This is a genomic window from Acidovorax sp. FG27 (genome assembly GCF_040365715.1).
Lineage (GTDB): Bacteria > Pseudomonadota > Gammaproteobacteria > Burkholderiales > Burkholderiaceae_C > Paracidovorax.
The window spans coordinates 107,418-126,805 of the sequence record NZ_BAABVY010000007.1; the positions used below are offsets into that span (position 1 = coordinate 107,418).

Genomic DNA, 19,388 nt, shown 5'->3' on the forward strand with positions numbered 1-19,388 from the left:
AGTAACGCTGCACGTCAGCGACGCACCGTAGGCTGCGGCGAGTCAGCCTGGATCGATTCCAATGCCTTGCGAAGCTGCCCAGGCGCCATGCCGAACTGCGTTCGGAAATGTCGAATGAGATGCGACGCATCGGCAAAACCGCATTCGAATGCGATTTCATTGACGGGCATGTCCGAGGTAGTGAGCAACCACCTTGCGTACTTCAAGCGAATGCCCCGGTAGTGCTGCGAAGGACTCATGCCGACCTCGGTCATGAAGGCCCGCTCCAATTGCCGAACACCTGCACCGACCAGGCGCGCAATGACGGCGATGGACAGTGGTGTCGCCAGGTTCTTTTCCATCAACAGCACCGCCTGGCGAAGCATGTCGCGTTCGGTGCTGATGTAGCCGAGCGCCTGCCGCTTGCCCATCTGGCCCTGCGCCTGGCGGCGCGATACGGTCATCTGATGGATGACTTTCGCCGAAGACCCGGGCCCGCAGTGGCGGCGCGTCAGTTCGGCGACCAATTCGATGACCGAGATACCGCCGGCACACGTGATGCGGTCACGGTCCAGGAAGAAGTCGGTGTGGGTCACGAAGGCCTGCTGCGGGAAGAAGCGTTTCCAGTCTTCGACGTGGTACGGATGAACACAGGCCACCCGCTGGTCCATCAAGCCCAGGCGCGTCAGTACGAAGCTGCCAGTGCAAACGCCGATCAGCGGAACACCGGCGTATGCCACGTCCTTCAAGTACCGCGTATAGCCCGGCGGCACGCGATCGATCTCCGACAGCAGGCCGCCGATCACGGCCAGATAGTCGAACTCATATCGCGAAGAAAAGACTTCCTGCACCGGCACCTCGACCCCGCAGCTGGCTCGCACGCGCTCGCCCTCATGACCCAGTACGCGCCAGCCGCAGTGAATTTGGCGGCTGCGGTCTCCCACGTCGGCCGCATGGCGCAGCGCGTCGCAAAGCCCCGCCAGCGACAGCAATGGAAATCCAGGCCACAGCAGGATGGCGATGCGCAAGTCGACTTCCTTGGGCGACTGCCAGGTGCGCTTGGCCTGTGCATCCAGCCAACCGTGCGAATGCGAATCCTCGGGGAGGTTGCTGACCCGTGCTGAGACGGCGGGCATGGCAGTAGGCATGGCAGTTCTCAGTAGTTTCCACGGGTGTCGCAACCGTTCCATTCTAGGACGGAGCGATTCAAGGCGGATTTTTCACGAGCAAGCACCATCCAGGCACCGCTTCGAATCCATCAACCCTCTAGTGGAGCCTCCCATGAAACCTTCGACACTCTCCCGCCACCTGGCCGTCATCGCAGGTCTTTTAGGCCTTTTCGGGTTCTCCATGTCCGTCCAGGCTGAAACCGTCGAGAAGCACAAGCTTTCCATTGCGTTTACCGGCGACATGCCTGGCACCGGCTACCAGGACGGCAAGATGATCGGCTACGACGGAGAGATCCTGCAGCGTGTGGCCGACGCTTTGAAACTGCAGGTCAAGCCGACGCTGATGGAATGGTCGGGCACGATCGCCTCCGTCCAGGCCAGGCGAGTGGACGTGATGGCCGGGACCATGGGGTGGACCGAGCAGCGCTCGAAGATCATGACGCTGAGCGACCCGATCCATTACTTCAAGAACGGCATCATGCAGTCGACCAAGACCCATTGGTCGTCGCTCAAGGACTTGGAAGGCAGGAGAGTCGGAACGATCACTGGCTTTTCCTTCATCCCCGAGTTGCGCAAGATCCCAGGCCTGCAGTTGAGCCAGTACGACACTTCAGATGCCGCCGTGCGCGACATGCTGGCCGGCCGAATCGACGCCGTGATTGGAGATCCGCCGGTGGTGCAATACGCCATCTCGCGCAATCCGCAGTGGAATCTCCGATTCGACGCATTCACCGACAACAACCCCGACTTTCCTCTGCTGACCGGCCTGGGCCAGGTGGTGTTCGGCCTGAACAAAGACAATCCCGAACTCGCCAAGGCGGTGAACGCCGAGATCGCCAAGCTGTGGCAGGGTTGCGAGCTGAAGAAGATCGGAGAGCGCTACGGGCTGGTGCAGGATGTCTGGTACGTCCCCGTGGGCAAGAATTCTCGCGCCGGCGTCGATCGACCCTCGGACTGGCAGCTGCCAAGCTGCAAGTGATGTGTCAACCCGCTTGAACGCACCACCATGAATACCGCCGTTGCGCCGCTGCTTCGCGTCGACGCCCTGACCAAGTCCTTTGCCGAAGTCCAGGTGCTCAAAGGCATCTCTTTCGATCTTCGCAAAGGCGAGACACTCGCCCTGCTGGGGTCAAGCGGCTCGGGCAAGTCCACCTGCCTGCGCTGCCTCAATTTCCTCGAGAAGCCCGGCGGTGGATCCGTGACGCTCGATGGAGAACGCATCGGGCAGAAGCACGACAGGCGCGGCGCCCTTCGCTGGATGAGCGATACCGAGTTGGCGCCGCAGCGCGCCGAGATGGCCATGGTGTTTCAGGGCTTCAATCTCTGGCCGCACCTGAGCGTGCGCGACAACGTGGCGCTCGGCCCAATCCAGGCGGGCCGGATGCCTCGTGCCGAGGCACACGCACTCGCCAAAGCCATGCTGGACAAGGTGCACCTGGGCCACAAGGCGGACGCATATCCCGAGCGCCTGTCTGGCGGACAGCAACAGCGCGTGGCTATCGCGCGTGCTTTGGCGCAGCGGCCCAAGGTGATTCTTTTCGACGAGCCCACCTCTGCGCTGGATCCGGAACTCGTCGGCGAAGTGCTGGGCGTCATCAAGGAGCTGGCCGAGGAAGGCCGCTCGATGATCCTCGTGACGCACGAGATCAGCTTTGCCCGTGAAGTCGCCGATCGCGTGATCTTCATGGACGGCGGGCACATCATCGAGCAGGGTCCCCCAGCGGAAGTCATTGGCAGATCCCAGGCTGCACGCACGCGGGCCTTCCTGCGGCAGACCGGCGGTGCGGGCGAGGGGCAGGCCTGACCATGACGACGTCTGTCCTCATCATCAAAACGCTGTCGGTAGGCGCATTCATGGCGGTTCAGGTCGCGCTGGGCGCATTTGCCATCGCATCGTCGATCGGGCTGGTGCTGGCCCTGGCACGCACCTTCGTGCGCATGCACGCGGTGCAAGTCGCCATCGCGGCCTGGAGCGAATGGATGCGGAACGTGCCCGCATTGGTGCATCTGTTCCTGCTGTACTTCGGCTTGGCGTCGGTTGGCGTCCCATTGCCGCCGGTGCTGGCCGCTTGCCTGGGACTGGGTTTGGTGGGCGCCGCCGTCCTGTGCGACGTATTCACTGCGGGCCTGCGATCCCTGCACGTCGGGCAGCGCGAGGCCGCGCTCTCGGTAGGTCTGACTCCGCTGCAAGTGCTGCGTCTGGTGCTGCTGCCGCAAGCGCTGCGGGTGACCCTGCCGTCACTGGGCAACTATGCCAGTCAGTTGATGAAGGACACCTCGATCGCCTCGGCCATCGCAGTGCCGGAGATCATGTTCTACGCCCGCAATCTGGTCACGTCCACCTTTGAGACGACCGCGATCTACATCGGTGCCATGCTGGTTTACGCCAGCATCGTGATGCCGATCACCTGGACATTTGCGCGCGTCGAGCGTCGCATGGAGGCGGCCCGATGATCGAGTTCTTCACGACGTATGCGGAATATTGGGCCGACTGGGCTCCGCGGCTGCGCGCGGCGGCGGTGGTGACAGCGACGTTATCTGTGGCGGGCTTCCTGCTCGCAGCCCTGCTGGGAGCTTTGCTGACAACCGCGTTGCGCATGGGCGATGCGTGGCTGAAGTCGGTCGCTCACGCTTATGTGCAGTTCATTCGCGCCGTACCGCTGCTCGCGCTGCTGTTGGCGATCTACTTCGTGCTGCCTGAAGCAGGGTTCGTCCTGTCAGGGTTCTGGGCCGGGGTGTTGGGGCTCGGCCTGCAAGGTTCCGCCTATATCGCCGAAATCTTGCGCGGCGGCCTGGGTTCGGTGCACAAAGGTCAGCGCGAGGCTGGATTGAGCGTCGGCATGACGCCTTGGCAGATATTCCGCCACATCACCGCGCCTCAAGCAATGCGCGTCATGCTGCCGCCTTTGCTCAACGGCTATGTGTCGCTGCTCAAGGACAGCTCCCTGTGCGCCTTGATCGCCACCGACGAGCTCATGCTCACCGCGCGTGCGATCAGCAGCGAATCGTTCCTGCCGATGCACATCTTCCTGCTCGTGGGCATTTTCTACTTTGCGATTGCCTTCCCGCTGTCGATGCTCTCGCGCTGGCTGGAGCAACGGCTCATGCGCGGTCGATGCGTCATGGGAAGCACCTGAAAGATCTCCGAATGACCATTCCCTTCTTCAGCGATGCCCGTATCGACGCGTTGGTGGACGTGCCTTCCTGCGCGGTGGCGCTGGACGCCGCCTTCACCGATCTGTCTGCTGGAAACGCCACCATTCAAGCCCGCCAGCGTGTCGACTGCGGTGGTGTCAAGCTCAGCACGATGGGTGCCGTGTGGGCGTCCAGGCAGATTGCCGGCGTCAAGGCTTACACCACCGTGGCTGGAAATTTCAGCTTTGTCGTCACGCTTTTCGATACCGCCACGAACCGACCCGCGGCCGTGCTGGAGGCGCAATCGCTGACGCGATTGCGCACGGCTGCACTGACTCGCCTGGTGACCCAACGAGCGCTGCGCAGCCATGCCCGCAAGCTGGCGCTTTTCGGTGCGGGCCAGCAAGGTCGTGCGCAAGTGCAGGCGCTGTGCGCGTTGCGAACATTCGACGAAGTGGCGGTTGTCGATCCGCAGGCAGACCCTGCATGGGCCCGACGACTTGCGACCCAGCACAGCTGCGAAGTGACCCTGTGCGATGCACCGGCCGCGCTGTCCGGTGCGGATCTGGTGGTCACCGCCACCCGCTCCAAGCAACCGTTGTTCGACGGCTCCTTGCTGAAGCGCGGTGCACTGGTCATCGCCATGGGGGCCAGCCTTCCAGATGGCCGCGAGCTCGATGACACCACGCTGCGGCGCGCCGCGCGCGTGCTGGTCGAGTGGAATCCCCAAAGCCTGGTGGAAGCCGGAGAAGCGGTGCTTGGAATCGCGTCCGGCGCTCTGGATCAAGACCGCATCGTGGATCTGCCGATGATCTATGCAGGAGCGTCTCCATGGCGAACCACGGACGACGAGATCATCGTCTTCAAGTCCGTCGGCATCGGCCTGGCCGACGTGGCCTGCGGATGGCTCGCGTTGCAGGCCAGCCACCGCGAGATGCCGTCTGGAGCCAGCGGCTCCACTGGCATGGAAGCGGCCTTGTCATGACAGTGCCGAGCAGTGAGCTGGCCTTTGCCAGCATGAGCAGGCTGCAAGCGCTGCTCAGCGCCGGCGAGATTTGCAGCCGCGAACTTGTCGAGTTACAGCTCTCCCGCATTGACAGGCTCGACTCGACGCTTCACGCCTATGTCGACGTGTACCGGGAACAAGCCCTCGCAGCCGCCGACGGCATGGATGCGCTTCGCCGTGCGGGCGCCGCCCTGGGGCCGCTGCATGGCATGACGGTCGCGGTGAAAGACCTGTTCGACATCGAAGGCCGGCCGACCACCGGCGGGTCCGTTGCACAACTGCCGCGCATTGCCGAGGCCACGTCCACAGCAGTGCGGCGGCTTCGGCAGGCTGGTGCCATCGTGCTGGGCAAGACCCACACCGTGGAGTTCGCGTTCGGCGGCTGGGGAACCAACGCCACCATGGGAACGCCCCGCAACCCCTGGGACATGCAAGTCCACCGTGTGCCTGGTGGCTCCAGCAGCGGCTCCGCGGTGGCCGTGGCTGCGGGCCTGGCCTGCGCCGCGATCGGCACCGACACGGGCGGCTCGGTGCGGATCCCCGCCGGTCTGTGTGGCGTGGTCGGACTCAAGACCACCCACGGCCTCATCAGCCGCCACGGCCTGATCGAGCTGTGCCCCACCCACGATACGGTGGGGCCGATCACCCGCGATGTCGCCGACTGCGCACTGTTGCTCGACGCGCTGGCCGGTCCCGATCCGCTTGACCCGGCCTCTGCGATGGCGCCGGTGCGCCGACTGGGGCCCTTGCCTGGTGGTTCTGTCGAGGGATTGCGAGCCTGGGTCTTGCCCCAGTCGGAGTACGGCAAGATCGATGCCGGGGTACTGACTGCCTATCACCGGGCGCTCGACGTGTTCCGTGCGCTGGGCGTGACCATGGTCGACAAGGACTTGCCGACCTCGCTGGCCGATGCGATGCAGATTTCAGGGCAACTGATGAGCGCTGAAGCCTACGCCCGCCTGGGCCCGCTGTTCGAACGAGACGAATTGCGCTTCGATCCTCACGTACGGCGCCGTATCTTGCTGGGGCGGGACGTGAGCGCGTCACGCTACCAGGCGCTTCTGGCGAGCCGCGCCCGCGCGCAGGCTTCGATGCAATCGGCCATGGCCGATGTAGACGTCTGCATCTTCCCCACCAACGCGGTGGGGGCGATTGCACTGGCCGACGTCGACGAGATGCAGACACCGCTGTCTCTGCTCGGGCGCTTCGTGAATCTGCTGAACCTATGCTCATTGGCGGTGCCGGCAGGCTTCGACGCCATGGGCATGCCCGCATCCGTGCAGATCATCGGCCCGAGCTTCGGCGAGGCCGTTGCAATGCAGATGGGCCACGCCTACCAGGACGCGACCCATTGGCACCTGGCGCACCCCGCAGGACTGGGTTGATACGGTGGAAGCGGGCATGCCGGTCGTCGCCATTGGCGAGTCGGGTCGATCGCGCCAAGGCGGTTGAGCATGTCCGTCGCGCCGCTGCGCGCCGCGTCAGAAGGACGCGTTCACCCCCACCCACAGCCGGCGGCCGTAGCTGGTCTTGTCGTAGGTGTCCGCATCCAGCCGCTTGTCGCCCAGGTTGTAGAGCGTGGCATTGAGCGTGATGGACGGGCTCCACTGGTAGTTCACGCCCAGGTCCACGAAGGTGTAGGCCGGCACGGTCCCGGCATTCACGGTCGAGGTGGTCTCCTTGCCGTAGTAGTGGGCCGCGCTCCACCAGTTCACGCGTTGCGAAGCCTTCCATTCGGCGCGCAGGTTGGCCGTGTGCCGGGGCGTCAGCGTCAGCGGGGCGCCCTGGTTGGCGCCGCTCTTTTGCTCCGAGTCCAGGTAGGTGTAGTTGGCCTTGAAGGCCAGCGCCCGCGTGGCCTGCCACTGGCCGTGCAGCTCCAGCCCGGCGATGCGCGCGCTGTCGATGTTCACGCGGTCCATGCGGATGAGCCCGTTCCAGCGCTCGCGGGTGGTGACCGTGGAGAGCTTGTTCTTGAAATCGTTGTAGAACACCGTGGCGCCGCCCGACAGGTTGCCGCGGTTGGACCAGAGCGCGCCGATCTCGTAGTTGGTGCTGGTCTCGGGCTTGAGATCCGGGTTGCCCAGCATGACGAACGTGTTGCGGCGCAGGTAGGCATAGCCCGGGACGACGGCGCGGATCTCCGGCGTCCTGAAGCCGCGCGAGACGCCGCCCTTGATCGTCCACTGGTCGCTCGCCTGCCAGTTGGCGTAGAGGCGCGGGCTGCTGTGGGTGCCATACTGGTCGTGGTGGTCCACGCGCAGGCCGCCCGTGAGGCGCAGCCTGTCGGTCAGCGACCATTCGTCCTCCACGAACACGGCCTTCTGCGTCACGTCGAAGGTGCGCCGCACGCGGTCGTTGAGACCCTCGTTCCAGTCCTCGAGCTGGGTGTGGTTCCACTGCACGCCGCCGGTCACGATGTGCGCGTCGCCCACGGGGGCGACCAGCTTGGCGTCGAACACGCGGTTGCTGACCTCCGGCTTGCGCTGGGCGAAGGCGTTCTGCGTGGCCGAGGTGCCGTCGCTCAGGCCCCAGCGCGAGCCCCGCTCCCAGGCCAGCGACACCTCGGACGTGGCCCAGCCCCAGCGGCCCTTGTGGGTGGCGGAGGCATGGTCGCGGTCGTTCTCCTGCTCGCGCGTGGCCCAGTTGGCGCTGGGGCCGCCGCCGTTCTCCAGGCGGGTGACACCGCCTTCCAGCAGGATGTCCTGCCGCGCCGAGGGCGTGACGGCGAGCCGCGCCGTCAGGTCGCGGTGGCGCGCGCGGGTGAAGCCTTCCGTGCGCTGCACGTCGTCGTCGGCCTGGCGGTTCAACTGCCGGCCCCAGAGCTGCAGGCCCAGCACGTCGGTCTTGAGCGGGCCGGCCACGTAGAACTGGCCCTGCGCGGCGTTGCCGAATTCGCTGTGCTGCTGCGCGGTGTAGTCGAGCCCCACCGAGCCGCCCCAGGCCTGGGGCACCTTGCGGGTGATGATGTTGATGACCCCGCCGATGGCGTCGGAGCCGTAGAGCGATGACATCGGGCCGCGCACCACCTCGATGCGCTCGATGGCCGCAGCCGGCGGGATGAAGCTCTGCTCGTAGCCCCGGTTGCCGTTCACGCGGGCGTCGCGCAGCCCCTGGCGCTTGCCGTCCACCAGGATCAGGGTGTAGTCGCCCGGCATGCCGCGAATGGAGATGTCGGTCTCGTTGCTGCTGCCGTTGACGACCACGCCCTCGACGTCGCGCAGCGCGTCGGTCAGATCGCGGAAGGAGCGCTGTCGCAGCGTATCGCCCTCGATCACGCTGATGGAGGCCGGCGCCTCCTCGACCGCCTGCTCGAAGCCGGTGGCCGTCACCACCACCGCGCCCAGCGTGGCCGGGCCGCGCTCCTGCGCCGCCGTCGGCGCCTGGCCCTGGGCCAGCCCTGCCATCGATGCCACCAACACCCCCCCGAACACCCGCTGCCCGGCCGATACCTTGCGCATGAAAAGTCCCCCCTCGTCATGGAAAATGCGAATCGTAATCATCAGCAAACACTGCTTTTGGACCGTTTGTGACAGCCGATCCCACCCCTTGCCCCGCTGGCGCGGCCTGCGCCGACAGGCCGGCCTCCGTTCGCCTCCACGTGCTGGTGGTGGACGACCATCCACGCATCCGGGAGCCCCTGGCCGCGTTCCTGCGCCGCGAGGGGCTGGAGGTGCACACCGCGGGCGACGCCCGCGCCTCGCTCGCCCTGCTGCAGTGGCACCGCTTCGACGCGGTGGTGCTGGACGTGATGCTCCCCGACGCGGACGGCAGCCTGCTGTGCCCACGACTGCAGGCCGAATACGGCGTGCCGGTGCTGCTGCTGACGGCGCGCTCGGCCATCGACGACCGGGTGCGGGGGCTGGAGCAGGGCGCGGACGACTACGTGACCAAGCCCTTCGATCCGCGCGAGCTGCTGGCGCGCATCCGCGCCGTGGTCCGCCGCCGCCAGCAGCCCGCCCGCGCCGTGCGGCCCGCCACGGGCGCGGCGGGCCGGCAGGCACCGCCCTGCTTCGCCTTCGCGGGCTGGCGCTTCGATGCGGCCCGCGGCTGCCTGCGCCCGCCGGCCGGCCCGCCCCGGCAGCTCGCCCATGCCGAGGCCCGGCTGCTGGAGGTGCTGCTGCACCACGCCAACACCGTGCTCAGCCGCGACCAGCTGCTGGACCTGACCCGCACGCAGGGCCGCCAGGGCGACGCGGCGTTCGACCGCACCATCGACCGGCAGATCAGCCGGCTGCGCGTGCGGCTGCGGGACGCCCAGGCCGAGGGCGGCCCGCTGCTGCGCACCGTGCGCGGCGGTGGCTACGCGCTGATGGCGCCGGTGGAGCGCGTCGACCCGGCAGGCGGCATGGAGCCGGCCGCGCACGAGGACGCCCCGGATGCCTGATGCGCCCACGCCGCGTGATGGCCCGGGCCTCGCCTGGCAGTTCGGCCTGCTGCTGCTCGGCGCGCTGGTGGCTTCGCACCTCATCTCCATGGCGCTGCTGCAGCGCACCGGCGCCTTGATCCACCCCGTTTCGCGCGAACAGGCCCTGGCCCTGCTGGTGGCCAGCCATGCGCTGGCGGCGGACCGGGCGCAGCAACTCGAACCACTGCAGCGGCAGCAGCCGGCCTCGCCGGCCTTGCCCGTCTGGCAGACCGACACGCCCGCCGTCGCGCCCTTCGCCATGCAGCCCGAAGAGCAGCGCCTGGCCGGCGAGCTGCGCCAGCGCCTGGCCCTGCCCCCCACGGCCGGCGTGTGGCTGCAACTGGAGCGCGCCTCCGGCGAAGACGCCCGCGCCGGGCTGTGGAGCCTGGCCGCCTGGAAGCCGCTGCACCTGCGCGCCAGCCTGGAGCTGCCGGCCACCGGCCCGGCCCCGGCAGGCTGGATGAATGCCGATCTGCGCCTGCAGGGCCGCTACGACTGGTCCTCCACCCTGCTCCACGCGCTGCCGGCCAGCGTGCTGCCGGTGCTGGCCGCCGGTTTGTGGCTGGCCTGGCGGCTGGTGCGGCCGCTGCGCGAGCTGATGGGGGCGGCGGCCCGCGTCGACTACGGACGGGCGCAGCCCCCGCTGCCGCTGCACGGCCCGCGCGAGGCGCGCGAGCTCACCCGCCAGTTCAACGCCATGCAGCAGCGCATCGCCCGCCACCGGGACGCCCGCACCCAGCTGCTGGCGGCCATCAGCCATGACCTGCGCACCCCCGTCACCGAGCTGCGCCTGCAATCCGAACTGGTGGACGACCCCGCATTGCGCGCGGGCCTGCTGGAGAGCGTCGCCGAGCTGGAAGCGCTGGTCTCGTCCACGCTGGACTTCGCCCGCGCCGACGCACGCGCCGAGCCGGCCGCGCCCACCGACATCGCGGCGCTGCTGCAGGCGCTGGCGCTGCGCTATCGGCGGCAGGGTCATGCGGTGGCGGTGCGCGCCTGCCCGCCCGGGCTGGCCTGGACCTGCCGGCCGCTCGCGCTGCGCCGTGCGCTGGTCAACCTGGTGGACAACGCACTGCGGCATGCCGGCACGCCGGTGGAGCTCGCCGCCCAGGTCGACCCGGCCCCCACCGCCAACGGCGAGGGCCGCGGCGGCACGCTGACGCTGGTGGTGGAAGACAGCGGCCCGGGCATACCGCCCGCAGCGCTCGAGCGGGTGCTGGAGCCCTTCGGGCAACTGGACGCGGCCCGGGGTCCCGGGCGCGGCGGCGTGGGCCTGGGGCTGGCGATCGCGCAGCAATGCCTGCATTCCCAGGGCGGCACGCTGGTGCTCGACAACCGGCCGGAGAGCGGCCTTCGCGCCACGCTGCGGCTTCCGCAGGGTGCGGCCCAAGCCGGGGGCTCGGCGCCTGAGCACTCGTAACCGTAAGAAACGGCCCACGGGGCGCGGTGGGCGGGGCCTACGGAGCCGCCCTCGGGGCCTACCGAGAATCCATAGCCACCCTGCCGCGTGCTCCCTCACCCCCGTGAAGCCCTGGCGCCGCGGCCCGTCGTACCGATTCAGGAGCCCCTTCATGCAGACTGCCACTTTCCTTCGAACCTCCTGCGCCGCGCTGGCCCTCGGGGCGCTTGCCGCGTGTTCATCCACGCCGCCGCCGGTGGACCAATTGGCCGTGAGCCGCTCCACCGTGAACCGCGTGGGCGCCGAAGCGAACGTTGTGGCCAACGCACCGGTCGAGCTGCAACGCGCCCGCGACAAGGTGGCCATGGCCGAAAAGGCCATGAACGACAAGAACTACGACATGGCCCGCCGCTTCGCCGCAGAAGCCGAGGCCGATGCCCGCGTGGCCGAGACCAAGGCCGATGCCGCCAACAACGCCAACACGCTGCAGCAGGTGCAGACCAGCATCCGCGGCCTCCAGACCGAGATCGACCGCCGCGCGCCCGTCGTGGCGCCGGTGCCGCCCGCTCCGGGCGCCATGGCCGCGCCTGGCGCCATGCCTGCTCCGGCAGCGCCGATGACGCCGCCCGCTCCCATGGCGGCCCCCATGGCGCCCGCCGCTCCGATGGCCCCCGTCCGCTGAGGCGTTTCGCCCCAGCCCGCCGCACGCCCTCGCTGCCTGCCCTCCACCCCCCATTCACGTAGAACACCATGCACCCTCAACTTCGCCGCACTCCCCTGCTTGCCGCCGTCCTGCTGGCCGCTGGCCTGATGGCCGGCTGCGCCACCCGCCAGCCGCTCAACTCGGTGGAAGAAGCCCGCACGGCCGTCACCCGCACCGCCAACAACGCCGACGTGGTGCGCCTGGCCCCGCTGGAACTGAAAGCCGCCACCGACACGCTGGCCCGCGCCGACCGCGTCTGGACCGACGACAATGATGCCGCCGAAGCCAACCACCTGGCCTACTTGGCGACGCAGCGCGCCGAGATCGCCAGCAACACGGCCCGCGCCCGCCAGCTCGAAGCCGACATCAAGAAAGCGGGCACCGACGCCGAACGCCTGCGTCTGACCCGCGAGGCCGACCGGGCCCGCATGCAGGCCGACGCCAACGCCCGCAGCGCCCAGGCCGCGCAGGCCCAGGCCATGAGCGCGGAGCAGCGCGCCGCCCAGAACGAAGCGCGCGTGCGCGCCCTGGAGGCCCAATTGCGTGACATCGAGGCGCAGCAGACCGAACGCGGCCTGCTGGTCACGCTGGGCGACGTGCTGTTCGCCTTCAACAAGGCCGAGCTGTCGCCCCAGGCCGGCCCGCGCCTGGACAAGCTGGCCAACTTCCTGCGCCAGTTCCCCGACCGCAAGCTCATCATCGAAGGCCACACCGACAGCGTGGGAGGCGATGCCTACAACCAGGAGCTGTCCGAGCGCCGCGCCCAGGCCGTGCAAAGCGCGCTGGTGCAGCGCGGCGTGGCGCCCGACCGCATCACCGCCCGCGGCTACGGCAAGACCTACCCGGTAGCCGAGAACGCATCGCCCGAGGGCCGTGCGATGAACCGCCGCGTGGAGATCGTCATCGCCGACGAGAAGGGCAACCTGCGCGGCCGTTGATCGCCTTCGTCCTCCCCAAAGCCCGTCCGGCCTCATGTCGGACGGGCTTTCTTTTGTTGACAACGGTTTACCACCGAACGCCGCTTTTTCCACCCCCGATGGCCACCTACTGATCTACTATCGCCGATAGTCTTCATCAAACTCAAGGGCACGCTATGACAATCAGTCTCTCGAAGGTGACGCGTCGTCATGCCGCTATCGGCATCCTGGCCATCTGCTCGTCATATGGGTTTCTGGCCTCGGCGCAAAGCCAAAACCCGGTAGTGGTCATGGACAGCATCGCTTCTTCTTTCAATGCCGCTTACCCAATCACCGATACCGAGTGGGGAGGGCCCGCATTTGCCAGCGGCCCTGTACCGACAAGGATCACGGAAATAACTTTCGGACTATCCGGCTCTAGTTCACCCGCCACTCTGCGCCTTTTCCCGTTGGACGACGCTACGGAGTTGCCCAGCGGCCCTGCTTTGGCGACTGCATCTCTGGCGGTCGTGCAAGATCCCAACAACAATACCAATTCAAGTGCCAACACTTACACGGCCGCACAGCTGGGACCGATTTCGACCGTCACCCTCCTGCCCAACAAAAAATATGCCCTCATTTTGTCCGCCGCGCCAGATGCCGTCTTCTTTGGGTTATGTGACAACAACGGCCCCGGCAATGCGTACACCTATGCGGGCGGATTTTCGGTTGCAGCCGCGGGTTACCTTCGAACAAGTAACAGCGGTGCCGACTGGCAGCCAGAGCCCCGCACCACGCCCATTCTTCGCCTGACCGTCGGCACACTGGACCAAGCTGTCACGCGCACGCCGATACCCACCCTTGGCATCTTTAGCCTGCTCACGCTCTCATCGGCAATGGCTTTATTGGGCATTCGCAGATCCCGACGCCCCACGTGATCTTCAATGACGATGGCTACCATCGTTCACATCCAACAGCCCACCTGGATTCGACGCCGACCTGGAGGGTGTGCCTATCATTGAACCTACTTTCTCAAAGCAGGCGCTCCCCATGCACTTCACAGGTTCAAACAGTCAACCCTCCGCACAAGACGTCCTGCGCTTCTGGTTCGACGAATCGACCCCGGCCCAGTGGTTCCAGAAAGACGACGCCTTCGACGCGGAGATACGCCGGCGCTTCAGCGCCCTGCTGCGTCGTGCCGCCCAGGGTGAGCTGGCCCATTGGCGCACCGGTGCGGAGGGCCGGCTGGCCGAGGTGATCGTGCTGGACCAGTTCTCGCGCAACGTGCTACGGGACGAGCCCGCCGCCTTCGCGCAGGACGGCATAGCGCTGGTGCTGGCGCAGGAAGCCATCGCCCAGGGGCTGGACGCCGCCCTGCCGCCGGAACGCCGGGCGTTTCTCTACATGCCTTTCATGCACAGCGAATCGGCGAAGGTGCAGGCGGAATCGGTGCGGCTCTTCACCGCCTTGGGCAATGCCAACAACCTGGACTTCGCCCAGCGGCACCAGGCGATCGTGGACCGTTTCGGCCGCTTTCCCCATCGCAACGCCGTGCTGGGGCGTCCCTCCACGGACGAGGAAACCGCATTCCTGCAGCAGCCCGGCAGCTCGTTCTGACGACGAGGCGGGAGGAACCGCCCTTTTTAGTGCCAAGACCGGGCCTGCCGCCCGTCCATCCAGCGCCTGCAGCTATTGATTCAATAGCAAAAGACGGCAACGGTGCAAGGGCCTTGCCCAGCAGGATCGGCGGAAACACTGTAAATTACCACAGTGCTTACCGAATCCAAACTCGCCATCCTGGCCGACGCCGCCAAATACGACGCCTCGTGCGCCTCCAGCGGCACGGCGGCCCGCAACTCCGTGGGAGGGCGGGGCATCGGCTCCACCGAGGGCGCGGGCATCTGCCACAGCTATGCGCCCGACGGGCGGTGCATCTCGCTGCTGAAGATCCTGCTCACCAACTACTGCCAGTACGACTGCCTCTACTGCGTGAACCGGGTCAGCAGCAACGTGCCCCGGGCGCGCTTTTCGGTGCAGGAGGTGGTGGACCTCACGCTCGACTTCTATCGCCGCAACTGCATCGAGGGGCTGTTCCTCTCCAGCGGCATCATCCAGACGCCCGACTACACGATGGAGCGGGTGGTGGAGGTGGCCCGCGTGCTGCGCGAGGAACACGACTTCCGTGGCTACATCCACCTGAAGACCATTCCCGACGCCTCGCCCGAGCTGCTGCTGCGCGCCGGCCGCTATGCCGACCGGCTGAGCATCAACATCGAGCTGCCCACCTCGGACGGGCTGGCGGCGCTGGCGCCCGAGAAGGACGGCGCGGCCATCCAGCGCTCGATGGGCCGGCTGGCCACGCACATCGACGACGCCCGCCAGGCCCGTGCCCAGCAGCAGCCGCGCGGCGGCGCGCCGCAGGTGGTCTCGATGCCGGGCCGCACCCGCCGCGCCGAGGCGCCCCGCTTCGCGCCCGGCGGTCAGAGCACGCAGATGATCGTGGGCGCGGACGCCGCCGACGACCGCACCATCCTCGCCACCAGCGCCCGGCTCTACGGCGGCTACGGCTTGAGGCGGGTGTACTACTCGGCCTTCAGCCCCATTCCCGACGCATCGCGCGCCCTGCCCCTGTCCGCGCCGCCGCTGGTGCGCGAGCACCGGCTCTACCAGGCCGATTGGCTGATGCGCTTCTATGGCTTCACGCACGACGAGATCGTGCCGCCCGCCGCGTCCGGCGGCGATGCCAGCGCGGGCGCCGGCATGCTGTCGCTGGAGATGGATCCGAAGCTGGCCTGGGCCGTCGCCCACCCCGAGCTCTTTCCGGTCGATCTGAACACCGCCCCGCGCGAGCGCCTGCTGCGCGTGCCCGGCCTGGGCGTGCGCACGGTGGACAAGCTGCTGTCCGCCCGCCGCGTGCGCCGCCTGCGCCATGCCGACCTGGGCCATCTGCACGTGCCGCTGGGCAAGGTGCTGCCCTTCGTCATGGTGACCGACCACCGGCCCGCCGACCGCCTGCGCGACCCGGCCCGGCTGCGCGCACATCTGGCGCCGCCGCCGGTGCAGGCCTCGCTTTTTGCCTGAGAAGGCGTAAAGGCATCCGCCATGCCGCACCGCGTCATGCTGGGCCACCCGGCCGACTGGACCGGCTTTCGGGAGGCCGCGCGCGGCTGCCTGCAGGCGGGCCTGGAACCGGGGGCCGTGCACTGGGAAGTGGCCGGCGCGGTGGAAGCCGATCTGTTCGGCGGGCAGACGGACGGCGCGGCCGATGCGGTGGATCCAGAGAGCTCGGCGCAGTCCCGCTCGCCCGCATCGGCCGGCGCCCCGCTGCGCGTTCCGCGGGCCTTCGTCACCCTGGGCGGCCAGGTGGCCCTGCACAGCGACACCGACCGCTACGCCCTGCTCTACCGCGCCCTGTGGCGGCTGGCGCACGACCCGGCGCTGCGGCACGACGCGCTCGACCCCGACCTGGCGCGCATGCAGCGCATGGCGGCGGCGGTGCGGCGCGACATGCACAAGATGCGCGCCTTCGTGCGCTTTCGGGGGGTGGACGACGGCGGGGCCGAGCCGCTGCACGTGGCCTGGTTCGAGCCCGACCACCACATCACGCAGGCCAATGCGGCTTTCTTCGTGCAGCGCTTCACGCAGATGCGCTGGGCCATCCTGACGCCGGAATGCAGCCTGCGCTGGGACGGTGGCACGCTGCAGGTGGGGCCCGGCGCCACCCGCGCCGATGCGCCGCCGCCCGACGCGGGCGAGGCGCTGTGGCTGACCTACTACCAGCACACCTTCAACCCCGCCCGCCTGAAGCTGGCGATGATGCGGCGCGAGATGCCGACGCGCTACTGGAAGAACCTGCCTGAGGCCGCGCTGATCGATTCGCTGGCCCGGGGCGCGCACGAGCGCAGCGTGCGCATGGTGGACGCCGCGGGCACGGTGCCCCAGCGGCGCATTCCGAAGGCACCCTGACGCCGCGAGGGGCGCCAGGGCCATCCGGACGGTGGCGCTTAGATCGCCATGCCGTCGGCGGTACGGATGGTCTCGCGTCCCGCCTTGTCCTTGAGGCGGCCCAGGTCGTTGTCCAGCGCGCGGGCCAGCTTGTCGATGGCGGCGGTGAAGGCTTCAGGCACCTTGCCGGCATCGGCATTCACCGCGATGGGCGGGCGGCCGGCGGCGCGCGCCTCGATGTTGCAGCGCTTGTCGGCACCATTGGAGCGGCCGGCGTCCAGGTCGGAGAAGTGGACCTCCACCCGTGTCAGGTGGTCGCGGAACCGGGCGAGACGGGAGGTGGCTTCGTCGTGGATCCAGCGGTTCATGGCCTCGCTGCCATCGATGTGGTCGTCGGTCTGTACCTGTACTTGCATGGGTGGCTCCTTGTGGTTGGAAACTCCACAGTGGGGCCGGCGGCGCGGGCTTCAATCGTGCCCGTCGCGGCTGTTGCGTTTGCTTGCGGTCCGTAGCCTTTCGCTGCACGGCCGGGCAAGGGGCGGTCGCTGTTCGGGTTGCTCAGGCGTCGACGGTGAAGGCGGTGGCGGGCACCGAGCCCGCCTGCGCCTCGGGGCCCAGGGCACGCACGTGGGCCAGGCGCGCCAGCAGGCGCTCGGCCGCCGCATCGCCCGGCACCCGGGCCAGCACCGCGTGCAGGTGGGATTCGGCGTCGTCCCAGAGGCCGGCATCCAGGCTCTGCAGGGCGGCCGCGCTCGACGCGCAGAGCGCCGCGTCGGCACAGGGCGTGGACACGCGCACGGCCTCGGCCCGCCCCCGCACGGTGATGTCGCCCAGCACCCGCAGGGGGATGTCGGGCGGCAGCTGCGCGGCCGTGGCGGCCGACAGCAGGATGCCGGTGTCGAACGCCTTGTTGGCGGCCTCCAGCCGGGCGGCCACGTTCACCGCGTCGCCCACGGCCGTGTAGGCGAAGCGCTGCTCCGACCCCACGTTGCCCACCACCGCCCGGCCCGTGTGCAGGCCGATGCTCAGCTGCACCGGCGGCAACCCCCGCGCCACCAGCCCGACCGCGAGCGCGGGCATGGCGTGCTGCAGCGCAATGGCCACGCGCACCGCCTGCTCGGCATGCCGGCCGTCCTGCAGCGGCGCACCCCAGAAGGCCATCATGGCGTCGCCGATGAACTTGTCCACGGTGCCGCCGGCCGCGTGCACGCGCGGCACCATGGCGTTGAAGCAGGCGGTGAGCACCTCCACCGTCTGCTCGGGGCTCAGTTGCTCGGACAGCGTGGTGAAGCCGGCCAGGTCGGTGAACATGAGCGTGATCTCCCGCGATTCGCCGCCCAGGCGCACCTGCCCGGGCTCTGCCGCGATCCGCGACGCCACGGCCGGCGGCACGTACTGCGCGAACCGCGCCCGCAGCAGCCGCGCGCGGCGGCGGGCCACGCCATAGGCCAGCAGCGCGGTGGCGCCCACGCTGGCCAGCACGCCCACCACCGGAAAGAGCGGCGGCCACCACAGGCCGCGCTGGAACAGCAGCCACGAGCCGCTGGCCATCGCGCCGGCCAGCAGCAGCGCGAGCGGGGCCGCGGAGGCGGGCCAGCGCCAGCCGGCCGCCAACAGCAGGGGCAGGCCGAGCATCAGCGCGAGCGGGGACCAGCCGGTGTCCACGCTGCGCAGCTGCGCGCCCGTGAGCTGGTTGTCGATCAGGGTGGCCTGCAGCTCCACCCCCGGAAAGAGGCGCTCGCCGCCCAGCACGGCGAAGGGCGCATTGAACAGGTCGGCCTGTGCGTGGCCCAGCTCGGCGGGCGCCTGGGCGGAGCGGCCGATGAGCACGATCTTGCCGCGGAAGAAACCCGGCGGCAGCACGCCGGGCAGCAGGGCCTCGTAGTACGACCGGGTCTCGAACGTGCCGCGCGGGCCCCGGTAGACCACGAACTCGGAGGGCGCGGCCAGCCGGTGCGCGCGCGCGGCCCGGGCGTCGGCCAGCGCGGCGAGCTTGCCGGCGAAGCTGTTGACATGGGCGTTGGCCCGGCGCACGACGAAGTCGTCAGCCGGCTGCACCAGCGACTCGCCCGGCACCGCGCCGGCGGCAAGGAACCGGCGCAGCGGCATCACCTCGGCCCACGACGCGGGGTCTTCCTGCGCGCCGTCCAACGGCTCCCGCGCCGAGGCCAGCACCACCGACGAGGCGGCGGCGATCGACCGGGCGAACGCCGCGTCCTCGACAGGATGGGACGGCTGGGCGAACAGCACGTCGAAGCCCACCGCCGCCGCGCCGTCGGCCTGCAGCCGGTCGAGCAGGCGCGCATGCAGGCTGCGCGGAAAGGGCCATGCGTGCTCCACGTGCCGGAACGTGGGCTCGTCGATCGCCAGAATCACGATCGGCACGGCGCTGCGGCCGGGAGCGGCCAGCGTGGAGAAGGCGTCGAACACCTTCATCTCGAGACCCGCCCAGGGCCGGGTCAGGCTGAGCGCCCATACCAGAGCCAGCGCCAGCCCGCCCGCCAGCACCGTGGCCGCCATCGATGGCGCCGCATGGCCGTGCCGGCGGGGCCACCACCGGCGCCATGGCGGACCGGGGAAGTGTGTCGTGCCGAGCATGGCCGGAGTATGGACCGGGGACGGCGGCGGTCGCGCTTCGCTTTGCAACCGACGCGTCGCATCGCCGCGCTCCTACAACGCCACACCGCGCCGCTGTTACAAACTACCGCATGCCTGCCGCCTTGCAGAACGCCTTGCCCTCATCCAAACAAT

18 protein-coding genes are annotated in these 19,388 nt (G+C 68.7%); 14 read left to right on the forward strand and 4 right to left on the reverse strand.

Translation table 11 applies throughout. The features are described 5' to 3' along the window. Nucleotides 1–14: 14 nt before the first annotated feature. The gene (locus ABWV53_RS04870) at nucleotides 15–1,127 is read right to left on the reverse strand and encodes a helix-turn-helix domain-containing protein (protein WP_353363500.1); all 1,113 of its coding nucleotides are present in this window, start codon (nucleotides 1,125–1,127) and stop codon (nucleotides 15–17) included. 133 nt (nucleotides 1,128–1,260) lie between these two features. On the opposite strand from ABWV53_RS04870, the gene ABWV53_RS04875 reads away from it, so the two are divergent. The 6 genes from ABWV53_RS04875 to ABWV53_RS04900 are packed head-to-tail and all read left to right on the forward strand — an operon-like array spanning nucleotide 1,261 to nucleotide 6,674. Next, on the forward strand, nucleotides 1,261–2,127 hold the full coding sequence (locus tag ABWV53_RS04875; RefSeq protein WP_353363502.1) for an ABC transporter substrate-binding protein: 867 nt from the start codon (nucleotides 1,261–1,263) through the stop codon (nucleotides 2,125–2,127). Nucleotides 2,128–2,154: 27 nt separating this feature from the next. Continuing rightward, a complete protein-coding gene (locus ABWV53_RS04880; RefSeq protein ID WP_353363504.1) occupies nucleotides 2,155–2,952 on the forward strand; it encodes an amino acid ABC transporter ATP-binding protein in 798 nt (265 codons plus the stop codon). Between the two features lie 2 nt (nucleotides 2,953–2,954). Further along, nucleotides 2,955–3,602, forward strand: coding sequence for an amino acid ABC transporter permease (locus ABWV53_RS04885; protein WP_353363506.1), 648 nt, complete (start codon nucleotides 2,955–2,957; stop codon nucleotides 3,600–3,602). Next, the gene (locus ABWV53_RS04890) at nucleotides 3,599–4,285 is read left to right on the forward strand and encodes an amino acid ABC transporter permease (protein ID WP_353363508.1); all 687 of its coding nucleotides are present in this window, start codon (nucleotides 3,599–3,601) and stop codon (nucleotides 4,283–4,285) included. Before ABWV53_RS04885 ends, ABWV53_RS04890 begins: the two co-directional genes overlap by 4 nt. An 11-nt stretch (nucleotides 4,286–4,296) precedes the next feature. Then, nucleotides 4,297–5,268 carry an ornithine cyclodeaminase family protein gene (locus tag ABWV53_RS04895; RefSeq protein WP_353363510.1) on the forward strand — a complete coding sequence of 324 codons (972 nt, stop codon included), beginning with the start codon at nucleotides 4,297–4,299 and terminating at the stop codon, nucleotides 5,266–5,268. Next, a complete protein-coding gene (locus tag ABWV53_RS04900) occupies nucleotides 5,265–6,674 on the forward strand; it encodes an amidase (RefSeq protein WP_353363512.1) in 1,410 nt (469 codons plus the stop codon). Before ABWV53_RS04895 ends, ABWV53_RS04900 begins: the two co-directional genes overlap by 4 nt. A 96-nt stretch (nucleotides 6,675–6,770) precedes the next feature. On the opposite strand, the gene ABWV53_RS04905 is transcribed toward ABWV53_RS04900, so the two are convergent. Further along, the gene (locus ABWV53_RS04905; protein ID WP_353363514.1) at nucleotides 6,771–8,747 is read right to left on the reverse strand and encodes a TonB-dependent receptor domain-containing protein; all 1,977 of its coding nucleotides are present in this window, start codon (nucleotides 8,745–8,747) and stop codon (nucleotides 6,771–6,773) included. 68 nt (nucleotides 8,748–8,815) lie between these two features. On the opposite strand from ABWV53_RS04905, the gene ABWV53_RS04910 reads away from it, so the two are divergent. From ABWV53_RS04910 to ABWV53_RS04945, 8 genes are all read left to right on the forward strand, one after another. Next, nucleotides 8,816–9,673 carry a response regulator transcription factor gene (locus ABWV53_RS04910; RefSeq protein WP_353363516.1) on the forward strand — a complete coding sequence of 286 codons (858 nt, stop codon included), beginning with the start codon at nucleotides 8,816–8,818 and terminating at the stop codon, nucleotides 9,671–9,673. Then, nucleotides 9,666–11,114 (forward strand): ATP-binding protein, encoded by a 1,449-nt coding sequence (locus ABWV53_RS04915; protein ID WP_353363518.1) that lies wholly within the window; start codon nucleotides 9,666–9,668, stop codon nucleotides 11,112–11,114. The genes ABWV53_RS04910 and ABWV53_RS04915 overlap by 8 nt, the downstream gene beginning before the upstream one ends. 151 nt (nucleotides 11,115–11,265) lie before the next feature. After that, the gene (locus ABWV53_RS04920; RefSeq protein WP_353363520.1) at nucleotides 11,266–11,775 is read left to right on the forward strand and encodes a DUF4398 domain-containing protein; all 510 of its coding nucleotides are present in this window, start codon (nucleotides 11,266–11,268) and stop codon (nucleotides 11,773–11,775) included. 68 nt (nucleotides 11,776–11,843) lie between these two features. Next, a complete protein-coding gene (locus tag ABWV53_RS04925) occupies nucleotides 11,844–12,734 on the forward strand; it encodes an OmpA family protein (RefSeq protein WP_353363522.1) in 891 nt (296 codons plus the stop codon). Nucleotides 12,735–12,889: 155 nt separating this feature from the next. Continuing rightward, nucleotides 12,890–13,630 (forward strand): IPTL-CTERM sorting domain-containing protein, encoded by a 741-nt coding sequence (locus tag ABWV53_RS04930; protein WP_353363524.1) that lies wholly within the window; start codon nucleotides 12,890–12,892, stop codon nucleotides 13,628–13,630. Between the two features lie 112 nt (nucleotides 13,631–13,742). Continuing rightward, nucleotides 13,743–14,309 carry a DUF924 family protein gene (locus tag ABWV53_RS04935; RefSeq protein ID WP_353363526.1) on the forward strand — a complete coding sequence of 189 codons (567 nt, stop codon included), beginning with the start codon at nucleotides 13,743–13,745 and terminating at the stop codon, nucleotides 14,307–14,309. 153 nt (nucleotides 14,310–14,462) lie between these two features. Continuing rightward, entirely contained in the window at nucleotides 14,463–15,773 is a 1,311-nt protein-coding gene (locus ABWV53_RS04940; RefSeq protein WP_353363528.1) for a putative DNA modification/repair radical SAM protein, read from the forward strand. Nucleotides 15,774–15,794: 21 nt separating this feature from the next. Further along, nucleotides 15,795–16,658 (forward strand): TIGR03915 family putative DNA repair protein, encoded by an 864-nt coding sequence (locus ABWV53_RS04945; RefSeq protein WP_353363530.1) that lies wholly within the window; start codon nucleotides 15,795–15,797, stop codon nucleotides 16,656–16,658. A 38-nt stretch (nucleotides 16,659–16,696) separates the two neighbouring features. On the opposite strand, the gene ABWV53_RS04950 is transcribed toward ABWV53_RS04945, so the two are convergent. Both ABWV53_RS04950 and ABWV53_RS04955 read right to left on the reverse strand, forming a co-directional pair. Further along, nucleotides 16,697–17,053 (reverse strand): HPF/RaiA family ribosome-associated protein, encoded by a 357-nt coding sequence (locus tag ABWV53_RS04950; RefSeq protein ID WP_353363532.1) that lies wholly within the window; start codon nucleotides 17,051–17,053, stop codon nucleotides 16,697–16,699. A 142-nt stretch (nucleotides 17,054–17,195) separates the two neighbouring features. Continuing rightward, the gene (locus ABWV53_RS04955; protein ID WP_353363534.1) at nucleotides 17,196–19,235 is read right to left on the reverse strand and encodes a CHASE2 domain-containing protein; all 2,040 of its coding nucleotides are present in this window, start codon (nucleotides 19,233–19,235) and stop codon (nucleotides 17,196–17,198) included. Between the last annotated feature and the right edge of the window lie 153 nt (nucleotides 19,236–19,388).

Bases quoted from the DNA above. Each gene is read 5' to 3' on its own strand.
- ABWV53_RS04915 (WP_353363518.1), top strand. From the start codon at position 9,666: ATGCCTGATGCGCCCACGCCGCGTGATGGCCCGGGCCTCGCCTGGCAG.
- ABWV53_RS04955 (WP_353363534.1), bottom strand. From the start codon at position 19,235: ATGCTCGGCACGACACACTTCCCCGGTCCGCCATGGCGCCGGTGGTGG.
- ABWV53_RS04895 (WP_353363510.1), top strand. From the start codon at position 4,297: ATGACCATTCCCTTCTTCAGCGATGCCCGTATCGACGCGTTGGTGGAC.
- ABWV53_RS04945 (WP_353363530.1), top strand. From the start codon at position 15,795: ATGCCGCACCGCGTCATGCTGGGCCACCCGGCCGACTGGACCGGCTTT.
- ABWV53_RS04905 (WP_353363514.1), bottom strand. From the start codon at position 8,747: ATGCGCAAGGTATCGGCCGGGCAGCGGGTGTTCGGGGGGGTGTTGGTG.
- ABWV53_RS04920 (WP_353363520.1), top strand. From the start codon at position 11,266: ATGCAGACTGCCACTTTCCTTCGAACCTCCTGCGCCGCGCTGGCCCTC.
- ABWV53_RS04890 (WP_353363508.1), top strand. From the start codon at position 3,599: ATGATCGAGTTCTTCACGACGTATGCGGAATATTGGGCCGACTGGGCT.
- ABWV53_RS04875 (WP_353363502.1), top strand. From the start codon at position 1,261: ATGAAACCTTCGACACTCTCCCGCCACCTGGCCGTCATCGCAGGTCTT.
- ABWV53_RS04870 (WP_353363500.1), bottom strand. From the start codon at position 1,127: ATGCCTACTGCCATGCCCGCCGTCTCAGCACGGGTCAGCAACCTCCCC.
- ABWV53_RS04925 (WP_353363522.1), top strand. From the start codon at position 11,844: ATGCACCCTCAACTTCGCCGCACTCCCCTGCTTGCCGCCGTCCTGCTG.
- ABWV53_RS04935 (WP_353363526.1), top strand. From the start codon at position 13,743: ATGCACTTCACAGGTTCAAACAGTCAACCCTCCGCACAAGACGTCCTG.
- ABWV53_RS04950 (WP_353363532.1), bottom strand. From the start codon at position 17,053: ATGCAAGTACAGGTACAGACCGACGACCACATCGATGGCAGCGAGGCC.
- ABWV53_RS04930 (WP_353363524.1), top strand. From the start codon at position 12,890: ATGACAATCAGTCTCTCGAAGGTGACGCGTCGTCATGCCGCTATCGGC.
- ABWV53_RS04885 (WP_353363506.1), top strand. From the start codon at position 2,955: ATGACGACGTCTGTCCTCATCATCAAAACGCTGTCGGTAGGCGCATTC.
- ABWV53_RS04900 (WP_353363512.1), top strand. From the start codon at position 5,265: ATGACAGTGCCGAGCAGTGAGCTGGCCTTTGCCAGCATGAGCAGGCTG.
- ABWV53_RS04880 (WP_353363504.1), top strand. From the start codon at position 2,155: ATGAATACCGCCGTTGCGCCGCTGCTTCGCGTCGACGCCCTGACCAAG.